We start from the raw sequence: 24730 nt of genomic DNA on the forward strand, positions 1-24730 counted from the left end.
CATGCCGGACTATTCAATTAAGAGCAAATTACTTGATGACCTTGGCCACCACGCCGGCGCCGACGGTGCGGCCGCCTTCGCGAATGGCGAAACGCAGGCCTTCGTCCATCGCGATCGGGTGGATCAGGCTCACCACCATCTTCACGTTGTCGCCCGGCATCACCATTTCCACGCCTTCCGGCAACTGGCAGGCGCCCGTCACGTCGGTCGTGCGGAAATAGAACTGCGGGCGATAGCCCTTGAAGAACGGCGTATGACGGCCACCCTCGTCCTTCGACAGCACATACACCTCGGCCTCGAAGTCCGTATGCGGGGTGATCGTGCCCGGCTTGGCCAACACCTGGCCACGCTCCACGTCGTCACGCTTCAGGCCGCGCAGCAGCAGACCGGCGTTGTCGCCCGCCTGACCCTGATCCAGCAGCTTGCGGAACATTTCCACGCCGGTGACCGTGGTCTTCTGCGTATCGCGGATACCGACCACTTCGATTTCGTCGCCCACCTTGATGATGCCGCGCTCGATACGACCGGTCACCACGGTGCCGCGGCCGGAGATCGAGAACACGTCTTCCACCGGCATCAGGAACGGGCGATCGATCACGCGCACCGGCTCCGGGATGTAGCTGTCCAGCGCATCGACCAGCTTGATGATCGACGGCACGCCGATCTCGCTCTGGTCGCCTTCCAGCGCCAGCTTGGCCGAACCGTGGATCATCGGGGTGTCGTCGCCCGGGAAGTCGTACTTGGACAGCAGCTCGCGCACTTCCATCTCGACCAGCTCGAGCAGCTCGGCGTCATCGACCATGTCCGCCTTGTTCAGGTAGACCACGATGAACGGCACGCCGACCTGACGCGACAGCAGGATGTGCTCGCGCGTCTGCGGCATCGGGCCGTCCGCGGCCGAGCACACCAGGATCGCACCGTCCATCTGCGCCGCACCGGTGATCATGTTCTTCACATAGTCAGCATGGCCCGGGCAGTCGACGTGCGCGTAATGGCGCATCGGCGACTCGTATTCCACGTGGGCGGTCGAGATCGTGATGCCGCGCGCCTTCTCTTCCGGCGCCGCGTCGATCGCGCTGTAATCCTTGAACTCGCCACCGAAACGTTCCGCTCCGACCTTCGTCAGCGCAGCCGTCAGCGTCGTCTTGCCGTGATCCACGTGACCAATCGTGCCGACGTTGACGTGCGGCTTGGTGCGTTCGAATTTACCCTTTGCCATGCGCGCTAAACCCCGATGGAGTCAATGAGTTGAAGGAACTTGCCCGTTTCGGGGCTGACCATGACGGCCGATGAAATGGTGCTCATAACAGGAATCGAACCTGTGACCTCTTCCTTACCAAGGAAGTGCTCTACCGACTGAGCTACATGAGCGGAGGTATTTCAGCCATCTTCCATGATGGCAAAGACAGACCGACATCCTGTCGAACTCTTCAAAAAAGCTTGATCTATGCAGCGACTGCTTCGATCGATCACACCTGACACTTGCAGCGCAATGGAGCGGAAGGCGGGAATCGAACCCGCGTAATCAGTTTGGAAAACTGATGTTCTACCATTGAACTACTCCCGCCCGGCGCGGAACTCTTGCTGGTGGAGGGAGGTGGATTACTCCGGGCATCCTGCCCTCCGCCCCTCCGGGCCGCGCCGCTTTCGCGTCGCGTGCAAAATCGCTCCTGCGATCTTGTCGAACCATTCATCCGGATCGGTGGCTCAAACCCACCTCTCGAACATTTCAAATCGCAGGCAGCCATCGATGTACGGTTGCCGCGGATACCTTGCTGGTGGAGGGAGGTGGATTCGAACCACCGAAGGCGTGAGCCAGCAGATTTACAGTCTGCCCCCGTTGGCCGCTTGGGTATCCCTCCAACAAAGAACGCGTATTGTGTGGATCGGGCCCGGAACTGTCAACACCTCAGGGTGGCGAATGTGCCTGCGCAAGCAACTATTTCTGCGGATATGGTGACGAAGATCAGTCCAGCGAAGCCGCGCGCAGGTCGACCAGTTGCTCCATGCCCTTGGACAATTCCAGCAGCTGCTTCGCCTGTGTCTGCAATTGGCGCTCTTTGTCGTCGCGCGGCTCCCAGGGCGGCACCGCCGTCGGCTTGCCATCCGGGCTGTCCAGCGCCACGAAAACCATCACGCAGCTGGTTGCCAGCCGCTGTTCGTCCTTGCGCAGGTCGCGCGCCAGCACGTCGACCGCTAGGTGCATGCTGCTCCTGCCGGTGTGGATCAGGCGTGCCCGCACCGTGACCAGGTCGCCGATCAGGATTGGCGCCACAAACTGGATGCCACTGACCGACGCGGTGACACAGTAGGCCCCACTCCAGCCCACCGCACAGGCGTAACCCGCCTGATCGATCCATTTCATCGCCATGCCGCCATGCACCTTGCCGCCGAAGTTGACGTCGGTGGGCTGGGCAAGAAAACGGAACGTCACTTCGTGCTGTTGTCCGGACATGGTCGGGCATCTCGTCGGCGGAATCTGAAGTCGTGATTATGCCCGACTGCCTGCCTCACCCCCGTGCCAGCGAAACCTGTGTGATGTGTGATCTACCGGCTTGCGGCCGGTCTCGCTTCATGGCTAGATGTCAGCTGGGGCGAGGGGAGAGTCCATGGTCTTGCGCAGCATCGCGTCGCGGACGGCACTATGGGTTCTCGTCGGATCCACTGTCGTGCTGGCGGCCATGGGTGCCTTGCTGTTTGGCCTGACCCGCGCTCAGATCCTTGAGCACACCCATCATGAGGCGGCTTCCCTGGCGGCCAACGCGGGCAGCCAGATCCAGGCCCGGATCGACCGTATCGCCGTCTCGGCGCAGATGCTTGCCGCGATCGTTGCCACCCGCCAGGACGACGCCGAGCCACTGCTGCGGGACACCTTGGCTGCCAACCTGGACATGGATGGCCTGGCCGCCGTGTTCAGGCCTTCATCCAACCCGGCGGACGCCCCGCCCTACTCACCCTTTGTGCACCGGCTGGACGACAGCACGCTGACCAGTCGCGACCTGTCGCACGATCCCAATCCGTACTGGAACAACAACTGGTTTCTCGGCGGGCTCGGCTGTGCCAGCGGCTGCTGGCAGCGACCATTCTTTTCGCTGTCGCGGCATCGCCAGCTGATCAACTACTCGATCGCGATTCAGCGCAATGGTTATCCGATCGGCATCGTCAACGCCGATGTCACCCTCGATTGGCTGCACCAGATACTCGGCAATCTGGACAAGCCGGCGGGCGCCTATGCCTTCGTGCTCGACAGCGACGGCGATTATCTGGCGCATGACAATCCCGACCTGGTTGGCAAACGCGGCGCGCCAGCCCTGCTCGACGCACTGGCCAGCGACCATGCCGAAACCATGCGCCTACCGGTGGCGCAAAATTCGCAGGTACGAGGTCCCATCTGGATCTATTCCGCGCCGATCGAAGGCACCCGCTGGCGGCTGGGCCTGGCCGTACCGGAATACCGGATCTACGCTGGCGTGCGGCACATCTTCCTGCTGAGCCTGGCACTGGGCTTGCTGGCCCTGCTCGGCGTGGCGCTGATCACGCTGCTGACGATCCGCCGGACAATGGCGCCGCTCGGCGTACTGGCCGACCGCGCCGAACACGTTGCCCGCGGCGAACTCGACTTCGAACTGCCGCCAGCCCGCCGTCCCGACGAAGTGGGCCGCCTCACCGAATCCTTCGGCCATATGCGTCGCGAGCTGGCCCTGCACCTGGAAGATCTCGCCCGGGTCGCACGGGAAAAGCAGCGGCTCGCCAGCGAACTGGAGATTGCCCACCAGATCCAGCTCGGCCTGCTGCCGAACGCACACTATCTCGATGCCGTCTGCGCCCACTTCGAGCTGCACGCGGCGCTGCGACCTGCGCGGGCGGTCGGCGGCGATCTCTACAGCTACTTCATGCTCGATCCGGAACGTTTCTTCGTGATGGTCGGTGACGTCTCCGACAAGGGCATCCCGGCTGCCCTGTTCATGGCGCAGACGATCACTTTGGCCAAGGCGCTGGCGCCACGCGCGCAAACGCCGCAAAACCTGTTGCGGCTGCTCAATCTCGAACTTTGCCGCGGCAATGACAGCTGCATGTTCGTCACCCTGCTGTGCGGCCTGCTGGATACCGGCAGCGGCAGCCTGGTGCTGGCCAGTGCCGGACACGAGCCACCGATCCTGTGCGGCCGCGGCGCACCGCAGCTGCTGGAATTCCCCACCGGCGCGGTGCTTGGGCTATACGAAGATTCGGACTACCCGGAACACCGGCTGCGCCTGCACCAGGGCGAGACGCTGTTGATGTATACCGACGGCATCACTGAAGCCAACAACCACGGCCAGCAGATGTATGGCATCGAACGCACCGTGGAAAGTCTCGCGCAAGTCCCGCCGACAGCCGCCACAGCCGTCTATATCGAACGACTGCTGGGCGACGTGGACCGGTTCGTGGCGGACGCCGCACAGGCCGACGACATCACCCTGCTGGCACTGACCTGGCATGGCGCCGCGCTGCCGGGCACCGAGATATGCGTGGACAATCAGCTGCTGGACGTTTTCGCCGCGCTCGACCGCTGCGAGCATTTGCTGCAGGAAGCCGATGTCCCGGCATCCTTACTTGGCGGCATGCGCCTGGTGCTGGAAGAGCTCATGGTGAACACGGTCGAATATGGCTATCCCGACGGCCGCGCCAGCCAGATTCGCCTGCTGCTGCAACCCCAGCCGGGCGTCGTCACGATCGAGTTGATCGACGCCGGCATCGCTTTCGACCCGTTGCAATCCGCCGCCCCCACCCTCACCGGCGACCTGGCCGATCGCGAGCAAGTCGGCGGCCTCGGCATCCACCTCGCGCGCACCATGACCGACGAAATGCGCTATACACGGGACGCGCAAGGCAATCACCTGCTGCTTCGCTTCACCTACCCGGCCCAGGACGAATCTTCATCATGACACTTAGCCTGCACAGTGAATTCCTCGCACCCGATCGGGTCGTCGTGCAGGTCGGTGGCCGGCTCGACGCCATGACCTTCGGCGAGCTCGATGAGGCGATGCTCGTTTTGCTGCCGCAGCTCACCGATGACGGCACCGTGGTGATCGACCTGACCGGCCTGGAATACGTCAGCAGTGCCGGCTTGCGCAGCTTCGCCAAGATCCGCAAGAGCATGCGTGGCCGTGGCGGCCACGCGCTGTTGCTGAATCCGCAGCCGCAGGTGCGCAAGGTATTCGACATCGTCAAGGCCGTGCCGGTGAACGAGGTATTCACCAGCTCACAGGAACTCGACGCCTACCTGGACCGCATACAGCGACAAATCACCGAGGGTGACGACAGCATCGACGCCTGATCGGCGCGGCGTCCTCCGCGATCAGCGCATCGGCCCGGGCAGGGCCAGCGGATCGTTGTCGTAGATCGCCACATGCGGCACGCCATCGGCGCCGATCCAGCCGCGGTACATGCCTTCGGTGTTGAACGGCATCGCCACGCCGCCATCGGCGCCGAGGATGATCGCACCGCCATCGCCGCCCATCTGCGGTATCTCGTCGTTGATGACGGCCTTGCCGGCCTGCTCAGCGGATTCGTGCAGGTCCGCCATGCGCATGCAGATTTCTCGCGCGGCCGAAACGCGAATGTAGTACTCGCCCCAGCCCGTGCCTGACACGGCGCAGGACTCATCGGCGTACGTCCCCGCCCCGATGATCGGCGAGTCACCGACGCGCCCGTAACGTTTGTCGGTCATGCCGCCGGTCGAGGTGGCCGCGGCGAGCCTGCCTTCGCTGTCGCGTGCAAGCGCGCCGACGGTACCAAAATGCTTGAGCGCCATCAGCCGCTCCGTGAGCGACACGCCGTCGGCATCGTCCTTCAAGGCTTTCTGCAGTTCCTGCCAGCGCCGTTCGGTGCGGAAATACGACGGATCCACCAGCTTGAATCCCTGTTCCGTGGCAAACGTCTGCGCACCGTTGCCGACCATCATCACGTGCGGCGAATGATCCATCACGGCTCGCGCCAGCAGGATCGGATTTTTCACGCGATGGACTCCTGCCACCGCACCAGCAGCCAGCGTCGAACCGTCCATGATCGAGGCGTCCAGTTCGTTCTTGCCGTCATGGGTGAACACAGCACCCTTGCCGGCATTGAAGAGCGGATCGTCCTCAAGCACGGTAATCGCTGCCGTCACCGCGTCAGTCGCAGCCTTGCCGGCCTTGAGCTCCGCGTAGCCCTTGCGCAATGCGAGTTCCAATGCGGCACGCGCCCCGGCTTCGATCTGCGGCGTCATGCTTGCGCGCTCAACGCCCGCTCCGCCGTGGATGACCAGTACCGGCGCGTGCTCGCCGCGCACGGTCAGCTCGCCGTCGCGAACATCGGCGATGGCTTCGAACACTGGCCGGCTGACTTTGAAGTCATCCAGGTCGATGCGGCTTTGCGTACCCACGCCGGTGATGCGCGTCCCGAGATAATCGAGCGGCTTGCCGGCTTCGATCCGGTCCGGCGCGCCCTTCGGCTGCACCAGCCACGCGAAACCGTTGTTGATCGTGAACAGCCGACCGATGCCATGGCCATCGACGCACAACGCCGCGTCCTGATCCACGCCAAGGCCAACGACATCGGCGTGGCCCGCATGGCGCAGATTGGCGACGAACGAGATCAGTCGCCCGAGCCGATCGCGAACGTGGAAGTGGGTGTCGGTGATCACGCGCTGCATGTTGGGCAGGTGCATGAAATCGCCCACCAGGGTCATCGCCTTGCCCAGCGGATCGCGCATCGCCTCCTTCGAGGTGATGCTGCCACCGTCCATCGCGCCGTAGGCGTACGCACCGAGAATGGCGAGGCCCGCACTGGTGCCGCCGATCGGCTTGCCATGCTCCACGTGCTGGTTCAGCGCCACGTTCAATGGCGTGCCCTTCCAGAAATTCACGTAGTTGGACTGGTCGCCGCCGGCGATGAAGATGCCATCGGCATGCCGCACGATCTCCAGCACCTGTGGATCGCTGGCTGCCTCGCGGTTGTGGAACACCAGCGTCTGTACCGACGCCACGCCACCGACCTCGGTATAGAGCTCCCTCTGCATGTCGTCCTCGCCGGAGGCGCGGAGTATCACGAAGTGGCCATGCCCGCCCTTGGCGGCGAACCAGGCGAACGCCTTGTGCGGCCACTTGCCACCACCCATCAGCATCAGCGCCGCCTCGGTATGGCCGGGTGTCGACGTCTTCAGGTTTCCGATCTGGTAGTACTCGTAGCCATGACGAACGGCCGCGGGATCCGGTGATGCTGCTGCAGCCGAGCTGGATGCGATGAGCAAACTCAGCGAGAGCAGAAACAAAAAACCGGTGCAAATGACATGCTGCGAATGGCGGGGCGAGATCATCGGTCGAAGTCCGTCGAAAGGGAGGCGCGGTGAAATTCCTGGCTGCCGCCGCGCGATCGATAGTGCGTAGTGCCTATGGTCGTGACGAACGAGCAGCACATTTCCCCCATCCGCCGCGTGCATCGAATGACAGGCGATGCTCCGGATGTCACAACGCTGTCATTGCGTCGTGTTTTGGCGTTAATGTCGCGGCGTGAACGACTCTCTCGACCACTGGTTCATACGCGAAATTCTCGTGCACGAGCGCGCGCTGATGCGCTATTTGTCGCTTAGTTGGCATTGGCGCGATGAGATCCACGACCTGCGCCAGGATATCTACATGCGCGTCTACGAGGCCGCCGCGAAGGCACGTCCGGCGATGCCGAAGTCCTTCATGTTCACCACCGCGCGGCACCTGATGACCGATCGACTGCGTCGCGCGCGCGTCGTTTCGATCGATGCCGTGGGTGATCTGGACGCGCTGAACGTCTTGGTAGATGAGATATCACCGGAACGCCGGCTGAGCGCTCGCCAGGAACTGAAACGCCTGACCGAAGCATTCGATCGCCTGCCCGACCGCTGTCGCCAGGTAGTCTGGCTGCGCAGGGTGGAAGAGCTCCCGCAGAAGGAAGTGGCGTTACGCATGGGTATCGGCGAGAAGACAGTGGAAAAGCAGGTGGCCAAAGGCATGCGACTGATCGCGGAATATTTCTACGGCGGTGGCCATACGCATCGTGCGCGAAGACGTGGGGCAGCGGATGCCGATCGTGGAGAGGGCCATGGCCAGCAGCAGGCAGATTGAGCTGGCCGCCTCCGCGTGGCTGGCAAGGCGCGACGGAGATGGGTGGTCCACGCACGACCAGGTACAGCTGGACGCATGGCTGCATGAATCCATCGCGCACCGCGTGGCGTATCTGCGCCTGGATGCCGCCTGGCGACAAAGCGACCGCCTGAAGGCGCTGGGCGCCGGCGTGCCCGCTGGAAACGTGCCAAGCCGGGGAGCGTGGGGGTTGGTGCCCGGTGCCGAATCGCGCACGGCCCCACCCGAATCCGGAACCCATGACGAGCTCTCCGCGTGGGCGGGAGCCGATGCGGGACATCGTTCGCGTTCCTCATCGCACACCGCACGCAAGCCATCGACGAACCATCCGCGCAAGCTGCTCCGCTATGCTGCCGCCGGCCTTTCACTGGTCGTGCTTGCGTCGCTGTCCTGGGGTTGGCGCCACTACTCGGCGGTGGAACAGACCTCGTACCGCACCGCCATCGGTGGTTTGCAGGACGTGTCATTGCCCGACGGCTCGGTGATCACGCTGAGCAGCGACAGTCGCATCCTGGTCACGCTCTCCCGCAACGAACGCCTCATCGACCTGCAACAAGGTGAGGCGTTCTTCAAGGTCGCCAAGGATGCCAGCCGGCCGTTCGTGGTCAGTGCCGGTGATCGCCGTGCGATTGCCGTCGGCACGCGTTACGACGTGCGCCGCGATGCCGCCGACCTGCGCGTCATCGTGACCCAGGGCGTGGTCCGGCTGGAATCGGACAACGGACCGGATGGACGCCGGTTGCCTACCACCCTGCTGCCGGCCGGAAGTATCGCGCTGGCCAGCGACGCGGGTGTCGTGTTGAGTTCGGGTTCGATGCAGCACGCGGAGGAAATGCTCAACTGGCGCAGCGGGTTCATCTCCTTCCACGACACGCCGCTGGCTTCAGCCGCGGCGGAATTCAATCGCTACAACATCCGCAAGATCGTCATCGGCGACGCCTCGATCGGCAACCTGCAGGTCGGCGGCAATTTCCGCTGGTCCAATGCGGACACGTTCGTACGGCTGCTGGAGCAGGCCTTTCCGGTTCGCGCCGTGTACGGCAACGACACCATCGTGCTGAAGCGTCGATAGTCGAGGCCGCGTTTCATCGGCAGCAGAACGCCGCAGCACGCAGGGGGAAACCGACAGGCGGGATTTTCGACATACGTTCGTCACGTTAAACAATGGCGCCATCGTGCGCGCCACCTCTGGGGAGAGGGTGACCATGATCCGATCGTTCCGCACCACCGTGCTCGCTTTGGCCTGCTCGTTATCCGTCGCTGCTTACGCGCAAACCGATGCGGCCCGACCCGTCAACATTCCTGCCGGGGATCTCGTCAGCGCACTCGACAGCCTGGCCCGCCAGTCCGGCGCGCAATTCATCTATCAGGCGGATCAGCTTCGCGGCCTGCACACGCGCGGGGTCAGCGGTTCGCTGTCGACCGACGACGCCCTGAAACGACTGCTCAGCGGCAGCGGCTTCACGGTCCATCACGATGCCTCCGGTGCCATGGTGATCGTGAAGGGCGATGGCCCAGGCACTCCCCCGCCATCATCCCGCTCGACATCGACGAACCGCCCTGCAACCGGCAATGCCGTCCCGGCATCGGCCACCAAACTGCAGGCGGTCTTGGTGACCGGCTCACGCATTCCACGCTCGCAGATCGAGGGGCCAGCTCCCGTCACGACCATCACCGCGCAGGACATCGCCAACAAGGGCTTCGCCAACGTTTCTGACGTGATGACCTCGCTCACCCAGAATCTCGGCGCACTCGACAACAACCAGAGCACCGATGGTTTCTCGCCGGGCGCGCAGGCCGTCGATCTGCGTGGACTCGGCCCCAACCACACGCTGGTGCTGGTCAATGGCCGGCGCATCGCCGACTACCCGCAAGCTTACGATGGCAACAGCAACTTCACCGACATTTCCAATCTGCCGACGTCGCTGATCGACCGCGTGGAAATCCTGAGCGGCAGCGCGTCGGCGATCTACGGATCCGACGCGATGTCGGGCGTGATCAATTTCATCCTGAAGAAAAAGGCCGACGGCACCACCATCGATTACCGCGCCGGCGACACCCAGCACGGCGGCGGCAGCTCACAACGGCTGCAGATAAGCAGCGGCTTCTCGAAGGGCAAGTTCGACTCGGTGTTCGGCCTGGAACTCTACGAAGCCAAACCGATATGGGACTACCAGCGCAATTTCACCGACTCGCGCCTGGACAGTCCGGCCGATCCTTCCGATATCGTGGCCGGCCATACGTTCGTTCGCCAGGACATCAACGGGAATTACCTCGATCCGGGCAGGGCCACCTGCAACAACTTGTCCCATCTGGATCAGGGTTCGGTTTTCTATGCATCGCGTTCCGGATATGCGCCCGACAACAACGGCGGACCCGGCTACTACTGCGGAAGCTACGACGACCTTGACTACGGCACGCTGGAGAACGGGCGCAAGTCCGCCAACTTCTTCGGTTCGGCCACCTTCCACGTCAACGATCACATGGACCTGTTCCTTGACGTGCTGGCCGGAACGTCCCACCAGGACAGTTACAACACGTCCTTGAAGTGGCTGAACTGCGAGAAGCTCAACGGCGATTGCTCGCCCACGCCGTTTTACAACCAGGCGACCGGCCAGGTTGAACAGTGGGAACGCAACTATTTCACGCTTGAGGAGAATGGCGGCCTCAAGCCCGGAGAAATCCGCAACATCAACAACACGCTGTCGTTGACCACCGGCATCAAGGGCAGTTTCGGCCAGGACGACCAGTGGGATTACGAGGCATCGTTCGGCCACTCGCAAAACCAGCTCAAGAGCAAATGGCCGGCACTGATCGCCGCCAAGGCGCAGGCCTTGTACCTGGGGCCGTCGCTGGGTGTCGATCCGGACAGTGGTTACCAGATCTACAACGCGCCGATCAGCCGCTTTTACACGCCGCTTACGGTGGCGCAGTTCCGTTCCATCACCCAGGACTCCATCGACAACGACAAGAGCCGTTCCGAGGACTGGTCCCTGACCCTGAGCAACACCGAACTGTTCCACCTGCCGGCGGGCCCGGTCGGTTTCGCCGCCGTGGCCGAATACGGCAACCAGTACTTCGGCCTGAAGCCCGACCCGCTCTCGCTCGATGGCAGCTATTACGGCCTGCACAACGCCGTCGCGGTCGGTTCGCGCGACCACTCCGGGCTCGGCGTGGAATTCAGCGTGCCGGTGTTCTCGCAACTGACAGTCACTGCCGCGGGTCGCTACGACAGATACGAATACGGCACCAACGCATCGGGCAAGGGCACCTATGCGCTGGGTTTCGAATATCGCCCGTTCAAGACGTTGCTGTTGCGCGGCTCGCTCGGCACGGGCTTCCGCGCACCCGATCTTGCCTATCTCTATGCCGGCGACAGCGGTTCCAGTTCCAGCGGCACGGACTATTACCTGTGCCGCCGCGATGAACCGGACAGCGGCCCGGACTACTACGACAATTGCAGCAACGGCGGCGTCGATTTCAACGGGCGCAGCCACGGCAGTACCGCGCTGAAGGATGAAACCAGCAAATCCCTCACCTACGGCATCGTCTATTCGCCGACACCCAACCTGGATTTCAGCGCCGACTACTACAACATCAAAGTGAGCAACGAGGTCGAATACCAGGACAGCGACAAGGTCCTGCGCGAGGAGGCCGATTGCCGGCTTGGCGTGGACGCCACCGGCGCGCCGGTGGACGGCAATTCATCGTTCTGCCAGCAAGTCCAGAGTCAGGTCGTGCGCAATTCGCCGACCGCAGCCTACAACCCGAACGGCATCACCTCGGTACTGGTGCTTCCGATCAACGCCGCATCGGATCACACCTCGGGTGTCGACTTCGACGCGCACTACCGCCTGGCCACCGACTGGTTCGGCAAGTTCGACTTCCACGTCGGCGCGACCTACGTGATCATGCACAGGACGAAGCTCTCACCCGATTCGCCGGTCGACAACGAAATGACCGACATCTACTACTACCTGATCCCGCGCACCAAGGCCAACGCGTCGTTGACATGGATCTACCACGATTTCAGCGCCACGTTGTATGGCTCCCGCCTAGGCGGCATACCGAATTACGACGGCACCCTGCGCCTCGCCCCGTCCTTCAACTACAACGCGACCCTCGGCTACAGCATCACAAAAAACTTCAGCCTGTCGCTGGTCATCGACAACCTGTTCGACGCCAAGCCGCGGCGTGACCCTACCTGGACCAGCTACCCGTATTACTACATACCCTGGAATAGCCCGGTCGGCCGCTCCTTCTTCCTCGAAGCGAACATGAAGCTGGGCAGCCACAGTGAATGAACCGGCGCTTCCGCGAGATGCCTTGAACGGCATCTCGTGCGGCGGACACCCATGAGAGCCGTACGCTACGCCGTGCTGCTAGCCTGCTTTCTGGCCTACTCCACGACGGCGGCGGCAGCAGCACCGGTTTTCCAGTTGAGCGACCTGCAGAAGCTCGTGTCCCTGCACGACCCGCAGATTTCACCGGACGGAAAAGAAATCGCCGTGATCGTGTCCACGCCGGACTGGAAGGCGGACAAGGCCCGGACCGAGATCGACCTGGTCGATGCAGCGCACGGCACACGCCGTACGCTCATCAAAGGCCACGAAAGCCTTTCCTCGCCGCGCTGGTCGCCCGACGGCAGGCACCTGGCGTTCCTGGCAAAAGACCCGGGAACGAAGAAGACCCAGATCTTCGTGATGACGATGAACGGTCGCCGCACATGGCGCGCGACCGACAACACGCAGGGCGTGGATGACTATGCCTGGAGTCCGGACGGGAAACGCATCGCCTTCATCGCGCAGGATCCGGCGCTCCACGCGGAAGCCATCAAGGCGCACAACAAGGTGTTTCAGGTCACCAACGGCCATTTCCTGTTGACCAAGGATGTAGCGCCCTGGCAGCTATGGGTGGCACCGGCCGCAGGCGGGAAAGCTACGCGACTGACCCATGGCGAATTCAGCCTCGGCACCGACCAGGGCGGCACGACGACACCCGCGTGGAGTCGCGACGGCAAGCGCATTGCGTTCACCAGGATTCCTGGCGTGCATTGGGCGTCGGGATTTCATTCCGTCATCGCCGAAGTGGATGTCGCCAGCGGCGACATGCAGACGCTGGTTTCCGAACAGACCTCGGACCATGTCGAATTCGCGCCGACGGGCGACGCTTATGCGTTCTTGCGACCGCGCAACGGCGACCAGAACAATGGCGACGCGGTGTACGTAAACATCGGCGGCAAGACCTACGATGCGACGGCGGCACTGGCGCGCCATTTCAGCAACTACCTCTGGATGCCGGACGGCCGGACGTTGGTGACCGCCGGCGCACTGGGCACGCATACGGTGCTGTGGGAGCAGCCGTTGCCGGGCAAAGCCCGGCTGCTCGATCTCGGCGACGTGGAGGCAAACGACGGCCTGGGCACCACGACGAGCAACAACACGACCAGCATGAGTGTCGCCCGAACCGGCGCCATCGCATTCATCGGCACCACGGCGAACCACCCCTCCGAGCTGTACGTCCTGGATTCCGTGAACGCCAAGCCACGCCGGCTCACCAACGTGAACGCCTTCACGGACAGTCTCGACCTGGGCCGCACGGAATCCATCGAATGGATAGGCCCGGACGGTTTTCGCGAAGACGGCGTACTCGTCTACCCGGTCGGTTATCGGCGAGGCCGCAAGTATCCACTGGTACTGGTGATCCATGGCGGCCCCACGATCTCTTCCAACGCGGGTTTCCAGCGGCTGGCGCAACTGCTGGCCGCCGCCGGCTTCCTGGTGTTCCAGCCTAACTATCGCGGCAGCACCAATCTGGGCGACGCGTACCAGCACGCCATTTACCGCAACACGGGCGACGGCCCGGGCAAGGACGTGATGGCCGGTCTCGCGGCGGTGGAGAAGCTCGGCATGGTGGACGAGAGCCGCATCGGCGTGAGCGGCTGGTCCTATGGCGGCTTCATGACGGCCTGGCTCACCAGCCATTATGACGTGTGGAAAGCGGCGGTCGCCGGCGCGCCTGTCGTTGACTGGCTGATGGATTACAGCATCTCCTATTACCAGGAGGGCGATGCTTTCCTGTTCGGCTCATCGCCATGGACGAATGACGGCTGGGACATCTGGCGTGCGCAGTCGCCGATCAACTACGTGCGGAACGTCAAGGCGCCGACCCTGATCATGGGTGACGTGATGGATTCGAACGTGCCGCTGGTGAACGCCGAGGAGTGGTACCACGGGCTGCGCGACAACGGCGTAACCGTCGAGTTCTACGCCTATCCCGAAACATCGCACCTGCCACACGACCTCGTGCAGGTCAGCGACGTTTACCGCCGCTGGGTGGAATGGATGGAAAAACACCTCAAGTGACAGACGAGCCCTGTTGCGCCACGGAGGTCAGAAACCGCGGCGCATGATCCTTAAACGTTGAACAGGAAGTGCAGCACATCGCCGTCCTTGACGATGTATTCCTTGCCTTCCTTGCGCAGCCGTCCGGCTGCACCGGCGCCGGCTTCGCCCTTGTACTGGATGAAGTCGTCGTAACCGATCGTCTCGGCGCGGATAAAACCCTTTTCGAAGTCGCTGTGGATCACTCCAGCCGCCTGCGGCGCACTGGAGCCGCGCCGCAACTGCCACGCGCGCACTTCCTTCACTCCGGCGGTGAAATAGGTCTGCAGGTCGAGCAGCTTGTAACCGGCGCGGATCACCCGGTTCAGGCCTGGCTCGTCCAGGCCCATGTCCTTCAGGAACTCGTCGCGGTCGGCGTCATCCAGCTGCGCCATTTCCTCTTCGATCGAGGCACACACCGGCACCACCTCGGCACCTTCGGTGGCGGCACGCGCACGCACCGCGTCCAGCAGCGGGTTGTTCTCGAAACCGTCGTCGGCGACGTTGGCGATGTACATCAACGGCTTCAGGGTGAGCAGGAACAGGTCGCGCACCAGCGCCTTCTCCTCTTCATCCAGGCCCAGGCTGCGCGCGGACTTGCCTTCGTTGAGCCCGGTCGATAGTTTCTGCAGCACCGGCTTCCGCGCCAGCGCTTCCTTGTCGTTCGCCTTGGCTGCCCGCTCGGCACGGTTCAACGCCTTGTCCACCGACTCCAGGTCAGCCAGCGCCAGCTCGGTATCGATCGTCTCGATGTCGGAGATCGGATCGACCTTGCCTGCGACGTGGATCACGTCGCCCTCGAAACAGCGCACCACGTGGGCGATCGCATCGACCTCGCGGATGTGCGCCAGAAACTTGTTGCCCAGGCCTTCGCCCTTGGATGCGCCAGCAACCAGCCCGGCGATGTCGACGAACTCCACCGCGGTCGGGATCACTTTCTGCGGATTGACGATCCCGGCCAGCGCGGTCAACCGCGGATCCGGCACCGGCACCACACCCACGTTCGGTTCGATCGTGCAGAACGGAAAATTCGCCGCCGCGATACCGGCCTTGGTCAGCGCGTTGAACAGGGTGGACTTGCCGACGTTGGGCAGACCGACGATGCCGCATTTGATGCCCATTTGAACTCCGGGATTCGGGATTGGGGAGTCGTGATTCGGAAGAGCGGGATTCGCCAGGCTTTTGACAAATCACGAATCACGAATTACGAATCCTGGCTTGTGTGCAGCTGTTGCATCGCTTTCTCGAACTGGCCGTCCACCGCCAGCGGCAGCACGTCCAGCGCGCGACCGATGCCGTCGAGGATCGCGTTCTCGTCCTGCGCCGACGCACGACCCAGCACCCACGGCGTGACCTGATCGCGATGGCCGGGATGGCCGATGCCCACGCGCAGTCGATGGAACTTGCCATGGCCGAGGTGGCTCATGATGTCGCGCAGCCCGTTCTGGCCGCCATGACCGCCGTCGAACTTCATCCGCACGGTGCCCGCAGGCAGATCCAGATCGTCGTGCGCGACCAGACACTCGTCCGGTTCGATCTTGTAGTAGCGCAACGCCGAGACCACGGCGATGCCGCTCTTGTTCATGAAGGTGGCCGGCTTGAGCAGCCAGACCGGTTGGCCGCCGAGGCGCACGCGGCAGCTCTCACCGTGCAGCTTGCCGTCGAAGGCGAAGCGCTCGCCCTGACTGCTGGCCAGGGCATCCACTAGCCAGAACCCGGCGTTGTGCCGGGTTCGGAGATATTCGGCGCCGGGATTGCCCAGCCCGACAATGAGTCGCAATCCAGCCATGAACGACCAGCCACGTGGTCCCGCACCCGTGTCGGGCGCGGGACCACACGACTTACTTCTTGTCGCCCGCCGGCTTGGCAGCTGACTTGGCGGCCGGCTTGGCAGCAGCGGCCTTGTTGGCCTCGGCTTCCGCCTCGGCTGCCGCGTCCTCGGCAGCGTCCGCCGCGCTTTCCTTGACCACGTTCACGGTGACCACCGGGATATCGTGATCCTCACCCAGCTGCAGCGCGGGCAATTCGACATTCGCCGGCAGCTTCAGCTGCGACAGGTGAATGATGTCGCCGGCCTGGAGCGCGCCAAGATCCAGCTCGATGAACTCGGGCAGGTCCTTCGGCAGGCAGGAAACTTCCACTTCGGTCAGGTTGTGCGAGATCACCACGCCGGAGGTCTTGCCGGCCGTCGACGTTTCCTGGTTGAGGAAGTGCAGCGGCACGTTCACGCGCACCTTGGCGTTCTCGTCGATGCGCAGGAAATCCATGTGCATCATCAACTGCTTGAACGGATGCTTCTGCCAGTCGCGCACCAGCACTTTCTGCACCTTGCCGTCGACGTTCAGGTCGAGAATCGAGGAGAAAAACCACTCGTTCTTGGCGGCAAGCAGGATGGTGTTGTGCTCGATCTGGATGCTCTCCGGAGCCTGATCGCCACCGTAGACAACGGCCGGCACATAAGCAGCATGACGCAGGCGGCGGCTCGCACCTTTCCCCTCGTCCTTGCGGCTTTGCGCCTTGATTTCATGAGTCTTGGACATTTCGTTACTACCTTGGTTTTTGAAGAACCGCCTCGCGGCAGTTGCATGACTTTTCCGCGACCAGAAAAGCCGGTGTTGCCGCGCGACAGAGCCGCCACGGCGAAATCAGTGAATCAATCCACGTACAACGAACTCACCGACTCGCCAAAGGCGATGCGGCGAATGGTTTCGGCCAGCAGCTCGGCGACCGAGAGCTGGCGGATCTTGGCGCAGGCCTGCACTTCCGGGCGCAGCGGCAAGGTGTTGGTAACCACCAGCTGGTCGAGCTGGGAGCCTTCGATGTTGCTGATCGCCGCACCCGACAACACCGGGTGCACGCAGTAGGCAACCACCTTGCGGGCGCCGCGCTCCTTGAGAGCAGCAGCTGCCGCACACAACGTACCGGCGGTATCGACGATGTCGTCGACCATGACGCAGGTCTTGCCTTCCACGTCGCCGATGATGTTCATCACGGTCGATACGTTCGCACGCGGCCGGCGTTTGTCGATGATCGCCAGGTCGGCGTCGTCCAGCCGCTTGGCGATCGCGCGGGCACGCACCACGCCGCCCACGTCCGGACTGACCACGATCAGGTCGTCCATGCTATGGCTGCGCCAGATATCGGCCAGCAGCACCGGCGAGGCGTACACGTTGTCGACCGGGATATCGAAGAAACCCTGGATCTGGTCGGCATGCAGGTCCACCGTCAGCACCCGGTCGACGCCTGCGGCGCCGATCATCCGGGCTGCCAGCTTGGCGGTGATCGGCACGCGTGCCGAACGCGGCCGGCGATCCTGCCGGGCATAGCCGAAATACGGGATCACCGCGGTGACACTGGCCGCCGAGGCACGCTTCAGCGCGTCGGTCAGCGCCAGCAGCTCGAACAGGTTCACCGCGCTCGGTGCGCCGGTGGGCTGCAACACGAACACTTCCTGCCTGCGGACGTTTTCCTCGATCTCTATCTGCACTTCGCCGTCGCTGAACGTGCCGACCTGCGCCTTGCCCAGCGGCACGCCCAGGCGATGGGCGACATCTTCGGCCAGGGCACGATGTGCGTTACCGGTAAACAGCATCATCGGGGTGGACGTGTCCACAGTGATTACCTCGAAACAAAAGCCATCATGAAATGGCTGGGGCGGCAGGATTCGAACCTGCGCATGCGGGAATCAAAATCCCGTGCCTTAACCAGCTTGGCGACGCCCCAGTAAATAGTTTGTTTTTTGGCTTGCGCCGTTGTCTTCGCTCGTGCCTGTATCTGCCCGCGCCGATCCGTTTCGTCGACGACCCCATGGTCGTCAGCCTGCCTGTGTTGCCCGATCCGCGCCCCGGTGGCGCACCAACGCATCCTGCAAGGGTGACATGTCGACACCCGTGGCGACATGCGCCGTGAATGTCGCCGGACATTGCGCGGCAATTGCCGCGGCCCGGTCGAATGATCTCAATTCCAGAAACACGCAACCGCCGCTGCCGGAGAGTCGCGCCTGACCGAAGCCGCCCAGCCAGTCCAGCGCGGCGGCCACCCGCGGGTGTCGCGCACGCACTACCGGCACAAAGGCGTTTTCCGTCGTTTCGCCGGAAGCAAAGGATGAAATTGTCGCCCGCGGGGCATTTCGTGTCAATTCAGACGCTTGAAAAAGCACCGCGGTAGGCACCAGCTCCTGCGGATCGACCACCACATAATGGCGCGGAGGCAAGGTCAGTGGGCTAAGCCGCTCACCGACGCCTTCGGCCCAGGCGGAACGGCCGCGCACGAACACCGGTACGTCGGCACCGAGCTCACGGCCCAACTCGGCCAGCGCATCCTCGTCCAGATCCAGCTGCCACAACTGGTTCAGCGCCACCAGCACGGTCGCCGCGTCGGAACTGCCACCACCGAGGCCACCACCCATCGGGATGCGTTTTTCCAACACGATGTCCACGCCCGATGACGCACCGGCCCGTTCCTGCAGCAACCGTGCGGCACGAACCACCAGATCGGCAGCCTCCGGCACACCCGGCACCGCGTTCAGCCGGCGGACCGCGCCGTCGCGGCGCAGGCGCAGCCGGATCTCGTCACCCCAGTCGAGCAGGCGGAACACCGTCTGCAGCTCGTGATAACCGTCGGGCCTTCGGCCGATGATTCGTAGGAACAGGTTCAGCTTGGCCGGCGCCGGCCACACCGTCCAGGCATCCGGCCCGGGCAGCGACAGCCACCGATTCATGAACACGCGCAACGAGTCGGGGAAGCCGTTTTCACGGTCGCGCTGTCGCGCGAAGGCAAATGCGGGATCGTCCTTGTCCACCACGGCAAAGCCGTGTTTCGCGTAGAACGGCGCATTCCAGCGCACATCGGAGAGCGTGCCCAGGCCCACCCGCCGATACCCCGCCGCACTCGCCCAGGCGCAGGCATGTTCCAGCAAGGCTGCACCGATTCCGCGCTGGCCGTACTCCGGCAGCACGTCGATCTCGGCGATGCCGATGATGTCGGCTTCCATTTCCGTATCCAGCCAGACAAAACCGACCGGCGCAGCCGCTTCGTTCAATGCAACCCAGACCAGGCCACGGGTGATGCCCTGCAGCAGCAATTCCGGCGGGATCGACAGCGCGGCATAGCTATTCCATGCCGGATGGCCACGAAAAAGCTGCACGGCCTTGCGCTCGATCGCGCACAAGGCATCGACGTGACTTGGCTCCGCTCGTTCGATCGGGAAGGACATTCAGGTTCCGGACTCACGCGATGGCCATGCAGCCATCCAAGGGGCGCAAAGCCTAACCTACTCAGGCGCTCTTACTGAAACTGCCACGACTCGATCGCCAGCTTCACCGTGTACGGTGGCTTGCCGGCATACACCTTCGTCGGCAACGGCGGCTGCCGCGTGCTGTCCCATGCGCGGTAATCGACCGTCCAGCCGTCCTGTTGCAGCAGTGAAGGCAGGCGGTTTTCGCCAAAACTCAGATCGGCCGGGCCACTATCGGCGCGCAAGCCCAGCACCCAGGCCCGCAGATCGCCCAGCGGCACTTCCCAGCCGAGCGCCTTGCGCATCAGCGCCTCGGCATCGGGGCCACGCAACGGTCCCCCTTTCAGGCCTTCCAGCAATGCGCCGTCCGGTCCGCCGCTGAGCCGGAAATCCATGCCACTGATGGCCGGCCCACGCAGCACGAATTCATACTGCTCGCCTTTTTGCGTCCAGCTGAAACTGCCGCTGCCGCCATCCTTGCCGTTGGAGATACCCAGCCGGCCCTGCAACATCCAGTGATCGACATGGGCCAGTGCCTGCTCGCGGGCCACCTGTGCGTTGAGCAAGCCGGCGTCGCCCTTCATGCGCACCGTTTGCGGCACACACGCAGCCAGCAACAGCGGCAAGGCAACGGCGAAAAAGCGCAAGGTCAATTTCATGGCTGCAACCGCTTCAGCGTGGCCTGCAGGTTGCTGCTGTGCGGATCGAGTTTGCGTACCTCGTCGAAGATGCGTTGCGCGTCCTGCTTGCGTCCCTGCTTCCACAACACCTCGCCCAGGTGCACGCCGACATCGGCGTCCTTGCGCGCCAGCCATGCCGCCTGCAGGCTTTGCGCCGCCTGGTCCAGGTGACCCATGCGGTACTGCAGCCAGCCCCACGAATCGGCGATGGCCGGATCGCCCGGCTTGGCCGCACGGGCGATGCCGATCAGCCGTTCGGCTTCGGGCAGGTCGCGATTTGCATCTGCCAGGGTGTAACCGAGCGCATTGCTGGCGTCGATGTCACCGGGCTTGAGTTTCAGCAGCTGCTGGAAATCCTTCACCGCCAGATCGATCTGACCGGCCTCCGCATAAACCAGACCGCGGCCATACAGCAGCCCCGGATCGTCCGGCACCACCTGCAATGCATGGCTGAATGCCGCCTCGGCTTTCGCGTAGTTGTGCTCGCTCAGGTACAACTCGGCATCGACCTGCCAGGCCTGGCGCAACTGGGCAGGCTGATCCAGCGAATCCACTTGAAGTTGTTCCAGCAGCTGGTGTGCTTCGGCGCGCTTGCCCTGCTCGTGCAGGAGCATCGCGCAGCGCAAATCGGCGTCGAAAGCGTGCGGATCGTTATCGCCCACCTGTTCGTACCATGCCAGCGCCTCGGCATCGAGGTGCTGCATCTCGGCCAGCTGACCGAGCAGGTAAGCGCTGGTTTCGCGTGTCTCGGGCGCAGCCTGCTTCAATTCCCGGTAAAGCCCGGCCAGGGCCTTTTCGTTTCGGTCATGAGCGGCGAGTCCTGCGCGCAGGGCATAGATATCGGCGTTCTGCGGACCGTGTTCCAGCACCCCGCTTGCACCGGCGTAATCACCGGCCTGGCTGAGCACGCCGGCATAGACGAGCCGCAGGCGGGGATTTTTCGGATCTTTCGCCAGCGCCTTCTGCAGCAATGCGCGGGCGCCATCCTTGTCGCCGTCCTTGAACTTCATCTGCGCCGCCCAGGCATAGGTTTCGGCGCTCTTGAAGCGCCGCATCGCCGCGTCGGCGATCTGCCCGGCGTAGGCGTGACGACCGAACTTGTCGCCCAACTCGCTCATCGCCAACCATGCCTGCGCATCGCTGGGCAGACGCTGCGGCGTAGCCAGTGCTTCGAGCAGACGGGCCGCCTGGGCCTGATCGCGGGCGGCGACCAGCACACGGCCGAACAGACGCCAGGCGTCCTTGTCGCCGCTGCCGATCAACAATTCCAGCTGATGCCGCGCCTCGACGGCGTCGCCGCGATCCAGCGCCAGTTGCGCCCTCGCCTGAGCCATTTCGGCCGGCCTGGCACCCAGCGCCTGCCAGCGATCCAGCGCACGCTGGGCGGCGGCCTCATCGTGCACGGCGATCGCCAGATCCGCTGCGCGCTCGGCCACCTTGGGGTCGTTGCTCAGGGCCATCGCCTTGTCGTAATGGCCGGACGCGGCTTTCAGGTCGGTATGGTTGAGCGCCATTTCGCCGGCCAGCAACTGCGCCATCACGTCGTGATCGGTGTCCGGCGTGGCCACCACCAGATGCGCCAGGGGCTGGGCGGTGCCTGTTGTTTTCTCGGTGGGCCTGGATGACGTGCCGGCACAGGCAGCCAATGCCAGCGCCAAGCCCGTGACTGCCGTAAAATGCCGCAGTTGCTTGAACTTGCCCGCCCCGCTCCGCACACTACTGTCCATCCACATGTCCGTTCTGGTTGCGCCGTTCATCGCATGGCGACGTTGCGCCAAGCTTAGCCTACGCCACCGGATTCCTGCCGCCGAGATGTTCCCGCCACCATGCCGTTGATCGCCCTCGGGCTCAATCACCTCACCGCGCCGGTCAGCCTGCGCGAACAGGTGGCGTTCGATGCGGACGCCGCCGGTGGTGCCTTGCTCGAGCTGGCCCGCGAGCCGGGTGTGGAAGAGGCGATGATCCTGTCCACCTGCAATCGTACCGAGCTGTATGTCGGCGTCGCGGCAGGCGCGGAGAACATCCCGCAGGCATGGTTGAGTCGTCATCACCATCTGACCCCGGGCAAACTGGATGAGTTCCTGTATCGGCATGACGAACAGGACGCCGTACGCCACATGTTCCGGGTCGCCACCGGGCTGGACTCGATGGTGCTGGGCGAACCGCAGATCCTCGGACAGGTGAAGGATGCCTATCAGCTCGCGCGCGATGCGCAGGCGTTGAAGGCACCGCTGGATCGCCTGCTGCAGCACACTTTCGCCGTCGCCAAGCGCGTGCGTACCGATACCCGCATCGGTGCGCACACGGTCTCCGTCGCGTTCACCGCCGTGCGCCTGGCTGAACAGGTATTCACCGACCTCCGGGAGGCCTGCGTGCTGCTGATCGGCGCCGGCGACACCATCGAACTGGCCGCGCGGCACCTCGCCGAGAAACAGGCGCGCCGGATCATCGTGGCCAACCGCACACCGGAAACCGCGCAGGACCTGGCCGGCCGCTATGGCGGGTACGCGATCGCCCTGGCCGACCTGCCGCAGCATCTTGCCGAAGCCGACATCGTGATTTCGTCCACTGCGGCGCGGCAGCCGATCGTGACCCGCGCCATGGTCGAACAGGCGATGGCCGCGCGTCGGCGCCGGCCGATGTTCATGGTGGATATCGCGGTGCCGCGCGACATCGAACCCGCGGTGGGCCAGTTGCCCGACGTGTACCTCTACGGCATCGACGACCTGCGCCAGGTGATCGATGACAACCTGCGCTTGCGTGCGGCTGCCGCGCAGGATGCCGAGGCGATCATCGATCTGCAGGTCGACCGCTACATGGCCTGGCGCCGCGCGCTGACCCTGAAGAATCCCGCGCTGGACATGCGCCAGCATGCCGAGGTCTATCGCGACGAGGTGCTGGGCAAGGCCCGCGCCATGGTCGCCCACGGCAAATCGGCGGACGAAGCCCTGGCGTTTCTCGCCAACACATTGACCAACAAGCTGCTGCACCATCCCAGCGCGCGCCTGCGCGAAGCCGCGCTTAGCGGCGACCTGGACTTGCTGCACGCGGCGGGGCGCCTGTACGGGCTCGACGAGGAAGCGGGTTCTCGCGACGAATAGCGAGGGCGGCTGGCTGCCGCTCCTGCACTGTCTTTCGTCACGGCATCCGGCCGTCGTTGCCCCCTATCCGTCGCGGTTCCCATGACTCCTTCCATCCGTCGCAAACTCGAAGCACTGGCCGAGCGCCACGAGGAAATCGGGCTGCTTCTGTCGCAGCCTGATGTGCTCACCGACAACAACCGCTTCCGCGCGCTGTCGCAGGAATACGCCCAGCTCGAACCGGTCGCCGCATCGCTGCGCGAGCACGACCAGGCCGAACGCGAACTGACCGACACGCGCGCCATGCTGGACGATCCCGAACTGCGCGAGATGGCCGCCGACGACATGCGCCGGCTGGAACAGCGCCTGCTCGACCTCGACGCCGAACTGCAGCTGCTGTTGTTGCCGAAAGACCCGCGCGACGAGGCCAACCTCTATCTTGAAGTCCGCGCAGGCACCGGCGGCGACGAGGCAGCGATCTTTGCCGGCGACCTGTTCCGCATGTACCTGCGCTACGCCGAAAACCGTCGCTGGCATGTCGAGGTGCTCAACGAGCATCCGGGCGAACATGGCGGCTACAAGGAAATCGTGGCCCGCGTCGAAGGCAAGGGCGCGTACTCGCAGCTGAAGTTCGAATCCGGCACGCATCGTGTGCAGCGCGTGCCGGAAACCGAATCGCAGGGACGCATCCATACCTCGGCGGCGACCGTGGCGATCCTGCCGGAACTGGACGAAATCGACGAGATCGAGATCAATCCCGCCGACCTGAAAACCGACACGTTCCGCGCTTCAGGTGCCGGCGGCCAGCACGTCAACAAGACCGACTCGGCCATCCGCATCACCCACCTGCCCACCGGCACCGTGGTGGAATGCCAGGAAGAACGCAGCCAGCACAAGAACCGCGCCCGTGCGATGAGCCTGCTGAAAGCCCGCCTGCTCGACGAGGCGCAGAACAAACAGAGCGCGGCGCAATCCGAGGAGCGCAGGCTGCAGGTTGGCTCAGGCGATCGCAGCCAGCGCATCCGCACCTACAACTACCCGCAGGGCCGGATCACCGACCATCGCATCAACCTCACCCTGTACCGCTTGCCGGAAATCATGCAGGGCGACCTCGGCGAGTTGATCGATACGCTGACCCGCGAGCACCAGGCCGACCAGTTGCAGGCGCTCGGCACCGCCTGAACCCCGTCGTCACGACCCGCGGGGTTACCCTGCA

The 24730-nt window shown here is 63.8% G+C and carries 18 protein-coding genes, 4 tRNA genes and 1 pseudogene; 8 read left to right on the forward strand and 15 right to left on the reverse strand.

What is annotated here, in order from left to right; genetic code table 11:
- Positions 1-28: 28 nt before the first annotated feature.
- The 5 genes from tuf to ACPPVV_RS14510 form a co-directional block, all read right to left on the reverse strand.
- A complete protein-coding gene (gene tuf, locus ACPPVV_RS14490) occupies positions 29-1219 on the reverse strand; it encodes an elongation factor Tu (RefSeq protein ID WP_426700571.1) in 1191 nt (396 codons plus the stop codon).
- A 76-nt stretch (positions 1220-1295) separates the two neighbouring features.
- Positions 1296-1371, reverse strand: a tRNA-Thr gene (locus tag ACPPVV_RS14495).
- Positions 1372-1493: 122 nt separating this feature from the next.
- Positions 1494-1567 (reverse strand) — tRNA-Gly (locus ACPPVV_RS14500).
- A gap of 209 nt (positions 1568-1776) precedes the next feature.
- Positions 1777-1862, reverse strand: a tRNA-Tyr gene (locus ACPPVV_RS14505).
- Positions 1863-1966: 104 nt separating this feature from the next.
- Positions 1967-2455, reverse strand: coding sequence for an acyl-CoA thioesterase (locus ACPPVV_RS14510; protein WP_426700581.1), 489 nt, complete (start codon positions 2453-2455; stop codon positions 1967-1969).
- A gap of 154 nt (positions 2456-2609) precedes the next feature.
- Here ACPPVV_RS14510 and ACPPVV_RS14515 point away from each other — a divergent pair, with 154 nt between their 5' ends.
- Complete coding sequence (locus ACPPVV_RS14515) at positions 2610-4925, forward strand: SpoIIE family protein phosphatase (RefSeq protein ID WP_426700582.1); 2316 nt, start codon at positions 2610-2612, stop codon at positions 4923-4925.
- On the forward strand, positions 4922-5317 hold the full coding sequence (locus ACPPVV_RS14520) for an STAS domain-containing protein (RefSeq protein ID WP_426700583.1): 396 nt from the start codon (positions 4922-4924) through the stop codon (positions 5315-5317). The genes ACPPVV_RS14515 and ACPPVV_RS14520 overlap by 4 nt, the downstream gene beginning before the upstream one ends.
- 21 nt (positions 5318-5338) lie before the next feature.
- Here ACPPVV_RS14520 and ACPPVV_RS14525 read toward each other — a convergent pair whose 3' ends face one another.
- Positions 5339-6352, reverse strand: coding sequence for an isoaspartyl peptidase/L-asparaginase family protein (locus ACPPVV_RS14525; RefSeq protein ID WP_426703247.1), 1014 nt, complete (start codon positions 6350-6352; stop codon positions 5339-5341).
- Between the two features lie 234 nt (positions 6353-6586).
- Positions 6587-7459 (reverse strand): annotated as a pseudogene (locus ACPPVV_RS14530) (cyanophycinase); the annotation flags it as partial.
- Positions 7460-7529: 70 nt separating this feature from the next.
- Here ACPPVV_RS14530 and ACPPVV_RS14535 point away from each other — a divergent pair.
- The 4 genes from ACPPVV_RS14535 to ACPPVV_RS14550 all read left to right on the forward strand — a co-directional run bounded on the left by ACPPVV_RS14535 (position 7530) and on the right by ACPPVV_RS14550 (position 14500).
- Positions 7530-8117, forward strand: coding sequence for an RNA polymerase sigma factor (locus ACPPVV_RS14535; RefSeq protein WP_426700584.1), 588 nt, complete (start codon positions 7530-7532; stop codon positions 8115-8117).
- Positions 8095-9207: a FecR family protein gene (locus tag ACPPVV_RS14540; RefSeq protein WP_426700585.1), complete on the forward strand. Its 1113-nt coding sequence runs from the start codon at positions 8095-8097 to the stop codon at positions 9205-9207. Before ACPPVV_RS14535 ends, ACPPVV_RS14540 begins: the two co-directional genes overlap by 23 nt.
- 133 nt (positions 9208-9340) lie before the next feature.
- Positions 9341-12439 carry a TonB-dependent receptor domain-containing protein gene (locus tag ACPPVV_RS14545; RefSeq protein WP_426700586.1) on the forward strand — a complete coding sequence of 1033 codons (3099 nt, stop codon included), beginning with the start codon at positions 9341-9343 and terminating at the stop codon, positions 12437-12439.
- Positions 12440-12490: 51 nt separating this feature from the next.
- Positions 12491-14500: a S9 family peptidase gene (locus tag ACPPVV_RS14550; protein WP_426700587.1), complete on the forward strand. Its 2010-nt coding sequence runs from the start codon at positions 12491-12493 to the stop codon at positions 14498-14500.
- Between the two features lie 50 nt (positions 14501-14550).
- Here ACPPVV_RS14550 and ychF read toward each other — a convergent pair whose 3' ends face one another.
- The 8 genes from ychF to ACPPVV_RS14590 all read right to left on the reverse strand — a co-directional run bounded on the left by ychF (position 14551) and on the right by ACPPVV_RS14590 (position 22167).
- Entirely contained in the window at positions 14551-15639 is a 1089-nt protein-coding gene (ychF, locus tag ACPPVV_RS14555; protein ID WP_426700588.1) for a redox-regulated ATPase YchF, read from the reverse strand.
- Between the two features lie 83 nt (positions 15640-15722).
- A complete protein-coding gene (gene pth / locus ACPPVV_RS14560; RefSeq protein ID WP_426700589.1) occupies positions 15723-16307 on the reverse strand; it encodes an aminoacyl-tRNA hydrolase in 585 nt (194 codons plus the stop codon).
- Between the two features lie 52 nt (positions 16308-16359).
- Positions 16360-17058 (reverse strand): 50S ribosomal protein L25/general stress protein Ctc, encoded by a 699-nt coding sequence (locus ACPPVV_RS14565; RefSeq protein WP_426700590.1) that lies wholly within the window; start codon positions 17056-17058, stop codon positions 16360-16362.
- A gap of 113 nt (positions 17059-17171) precedes the next feature.
- On the reverse strand, positions 17172-18113 hold the full coding sequence (locus tag ACPPVV_RS14570) for a ribose-phosphate diphosphokinase (protein ID WP_426703248.1): 942 nt from the start codon (positions 18111-18113) through the stop codon (positions 17172-17174).
- Positions 18114-18164: 51 nt separating this feature from the next.
- Positions 18165-18241, reverse strand: a tRNA-Gln gene (locus ACPPVV_RS14575).
- 91 nt (positions 18242-18332) lie between these two features.
- Positions 18333-19733, reverse strand: coding sequence for a 4-(cytidine 5'-diphospho)-2-C-methyl-D-erythritol kinase (ispE, locus tag ACPPVV_RS14580; RefSeq protein ID WP_426700591.1), 1401 nt, complete (start codon positions 19731-19733; stop codon positions 18333-18335).
- 71 nt (positions 19734-19804) lie between these two features.
- Positions 19805-20413 carry a lipoprotein insertase outer membrane protein LolB gene (lolB, locus tag ACPPVV_RS14585; protein WP_426700592.1) on the reverse strand — a complete coding sequence of 203 codons (609 nt, stop codon included), beginning with the start codon at positions 20411-20413 and terminating at the stop codon, positions 19805-19807.
- Entirely contained in the window at positions 20410-22167 is a 1758-nt protein-coding gene (locus tag ACPPVV_RS14590) for a tetratricopeptide repeat protein (RefSeq protein ID WP_426700593.1), read from the reverse strand. The genes lolB and ACPPVV_RS14590 overlap by 4 nt, the downstream gene beginning before the upstream one ends.
- Positions 22168-22260: 93 nt before the next feature.
- On the opposite strand from ACPPVV_RS14590, the gene hemA reads away from it, so the two are divergent.
- Together hemA and prfA are read left to right on the forward strand one after the other, a co-directional pair.
- Entirely contained in the window at positions 22261-23535 is a 1275-nt protein-coding gene (gene hemA / locus ACPPVV_RS14595) for a glutamyl-tRNA reductase (RefSeq protein WP_426700594.1), read from the forward strand.
- Between the two features lie 81 nt (positions 23536-23616).
- The gene (prfA, locus tag ACPPVV_RS14600) at positions 23617-24696 is read left to right on the forward strand and encodes a peptide chain release factor 1 (protein WP_426700595.1); all 1080 of its coding nucleotides are present in this window, start codon (positions 23617-23619) and stop codon (positions 24694-24696) included.
- Positions 24697-24730: the final 34 nt, after the last annotated feature.

Origin of the sequence: Rhodanobacter sp. Col0626, assembly GCF_049994385.1 — a bacterium.
In the GTDB taxonomy this organism is placed as follows: domain Bacteria; phylum Pseudomonadota; class Gammaproteobacteria; order Xanthomonadales; family Rhodanobacteraceae; genus Rhodanobacter.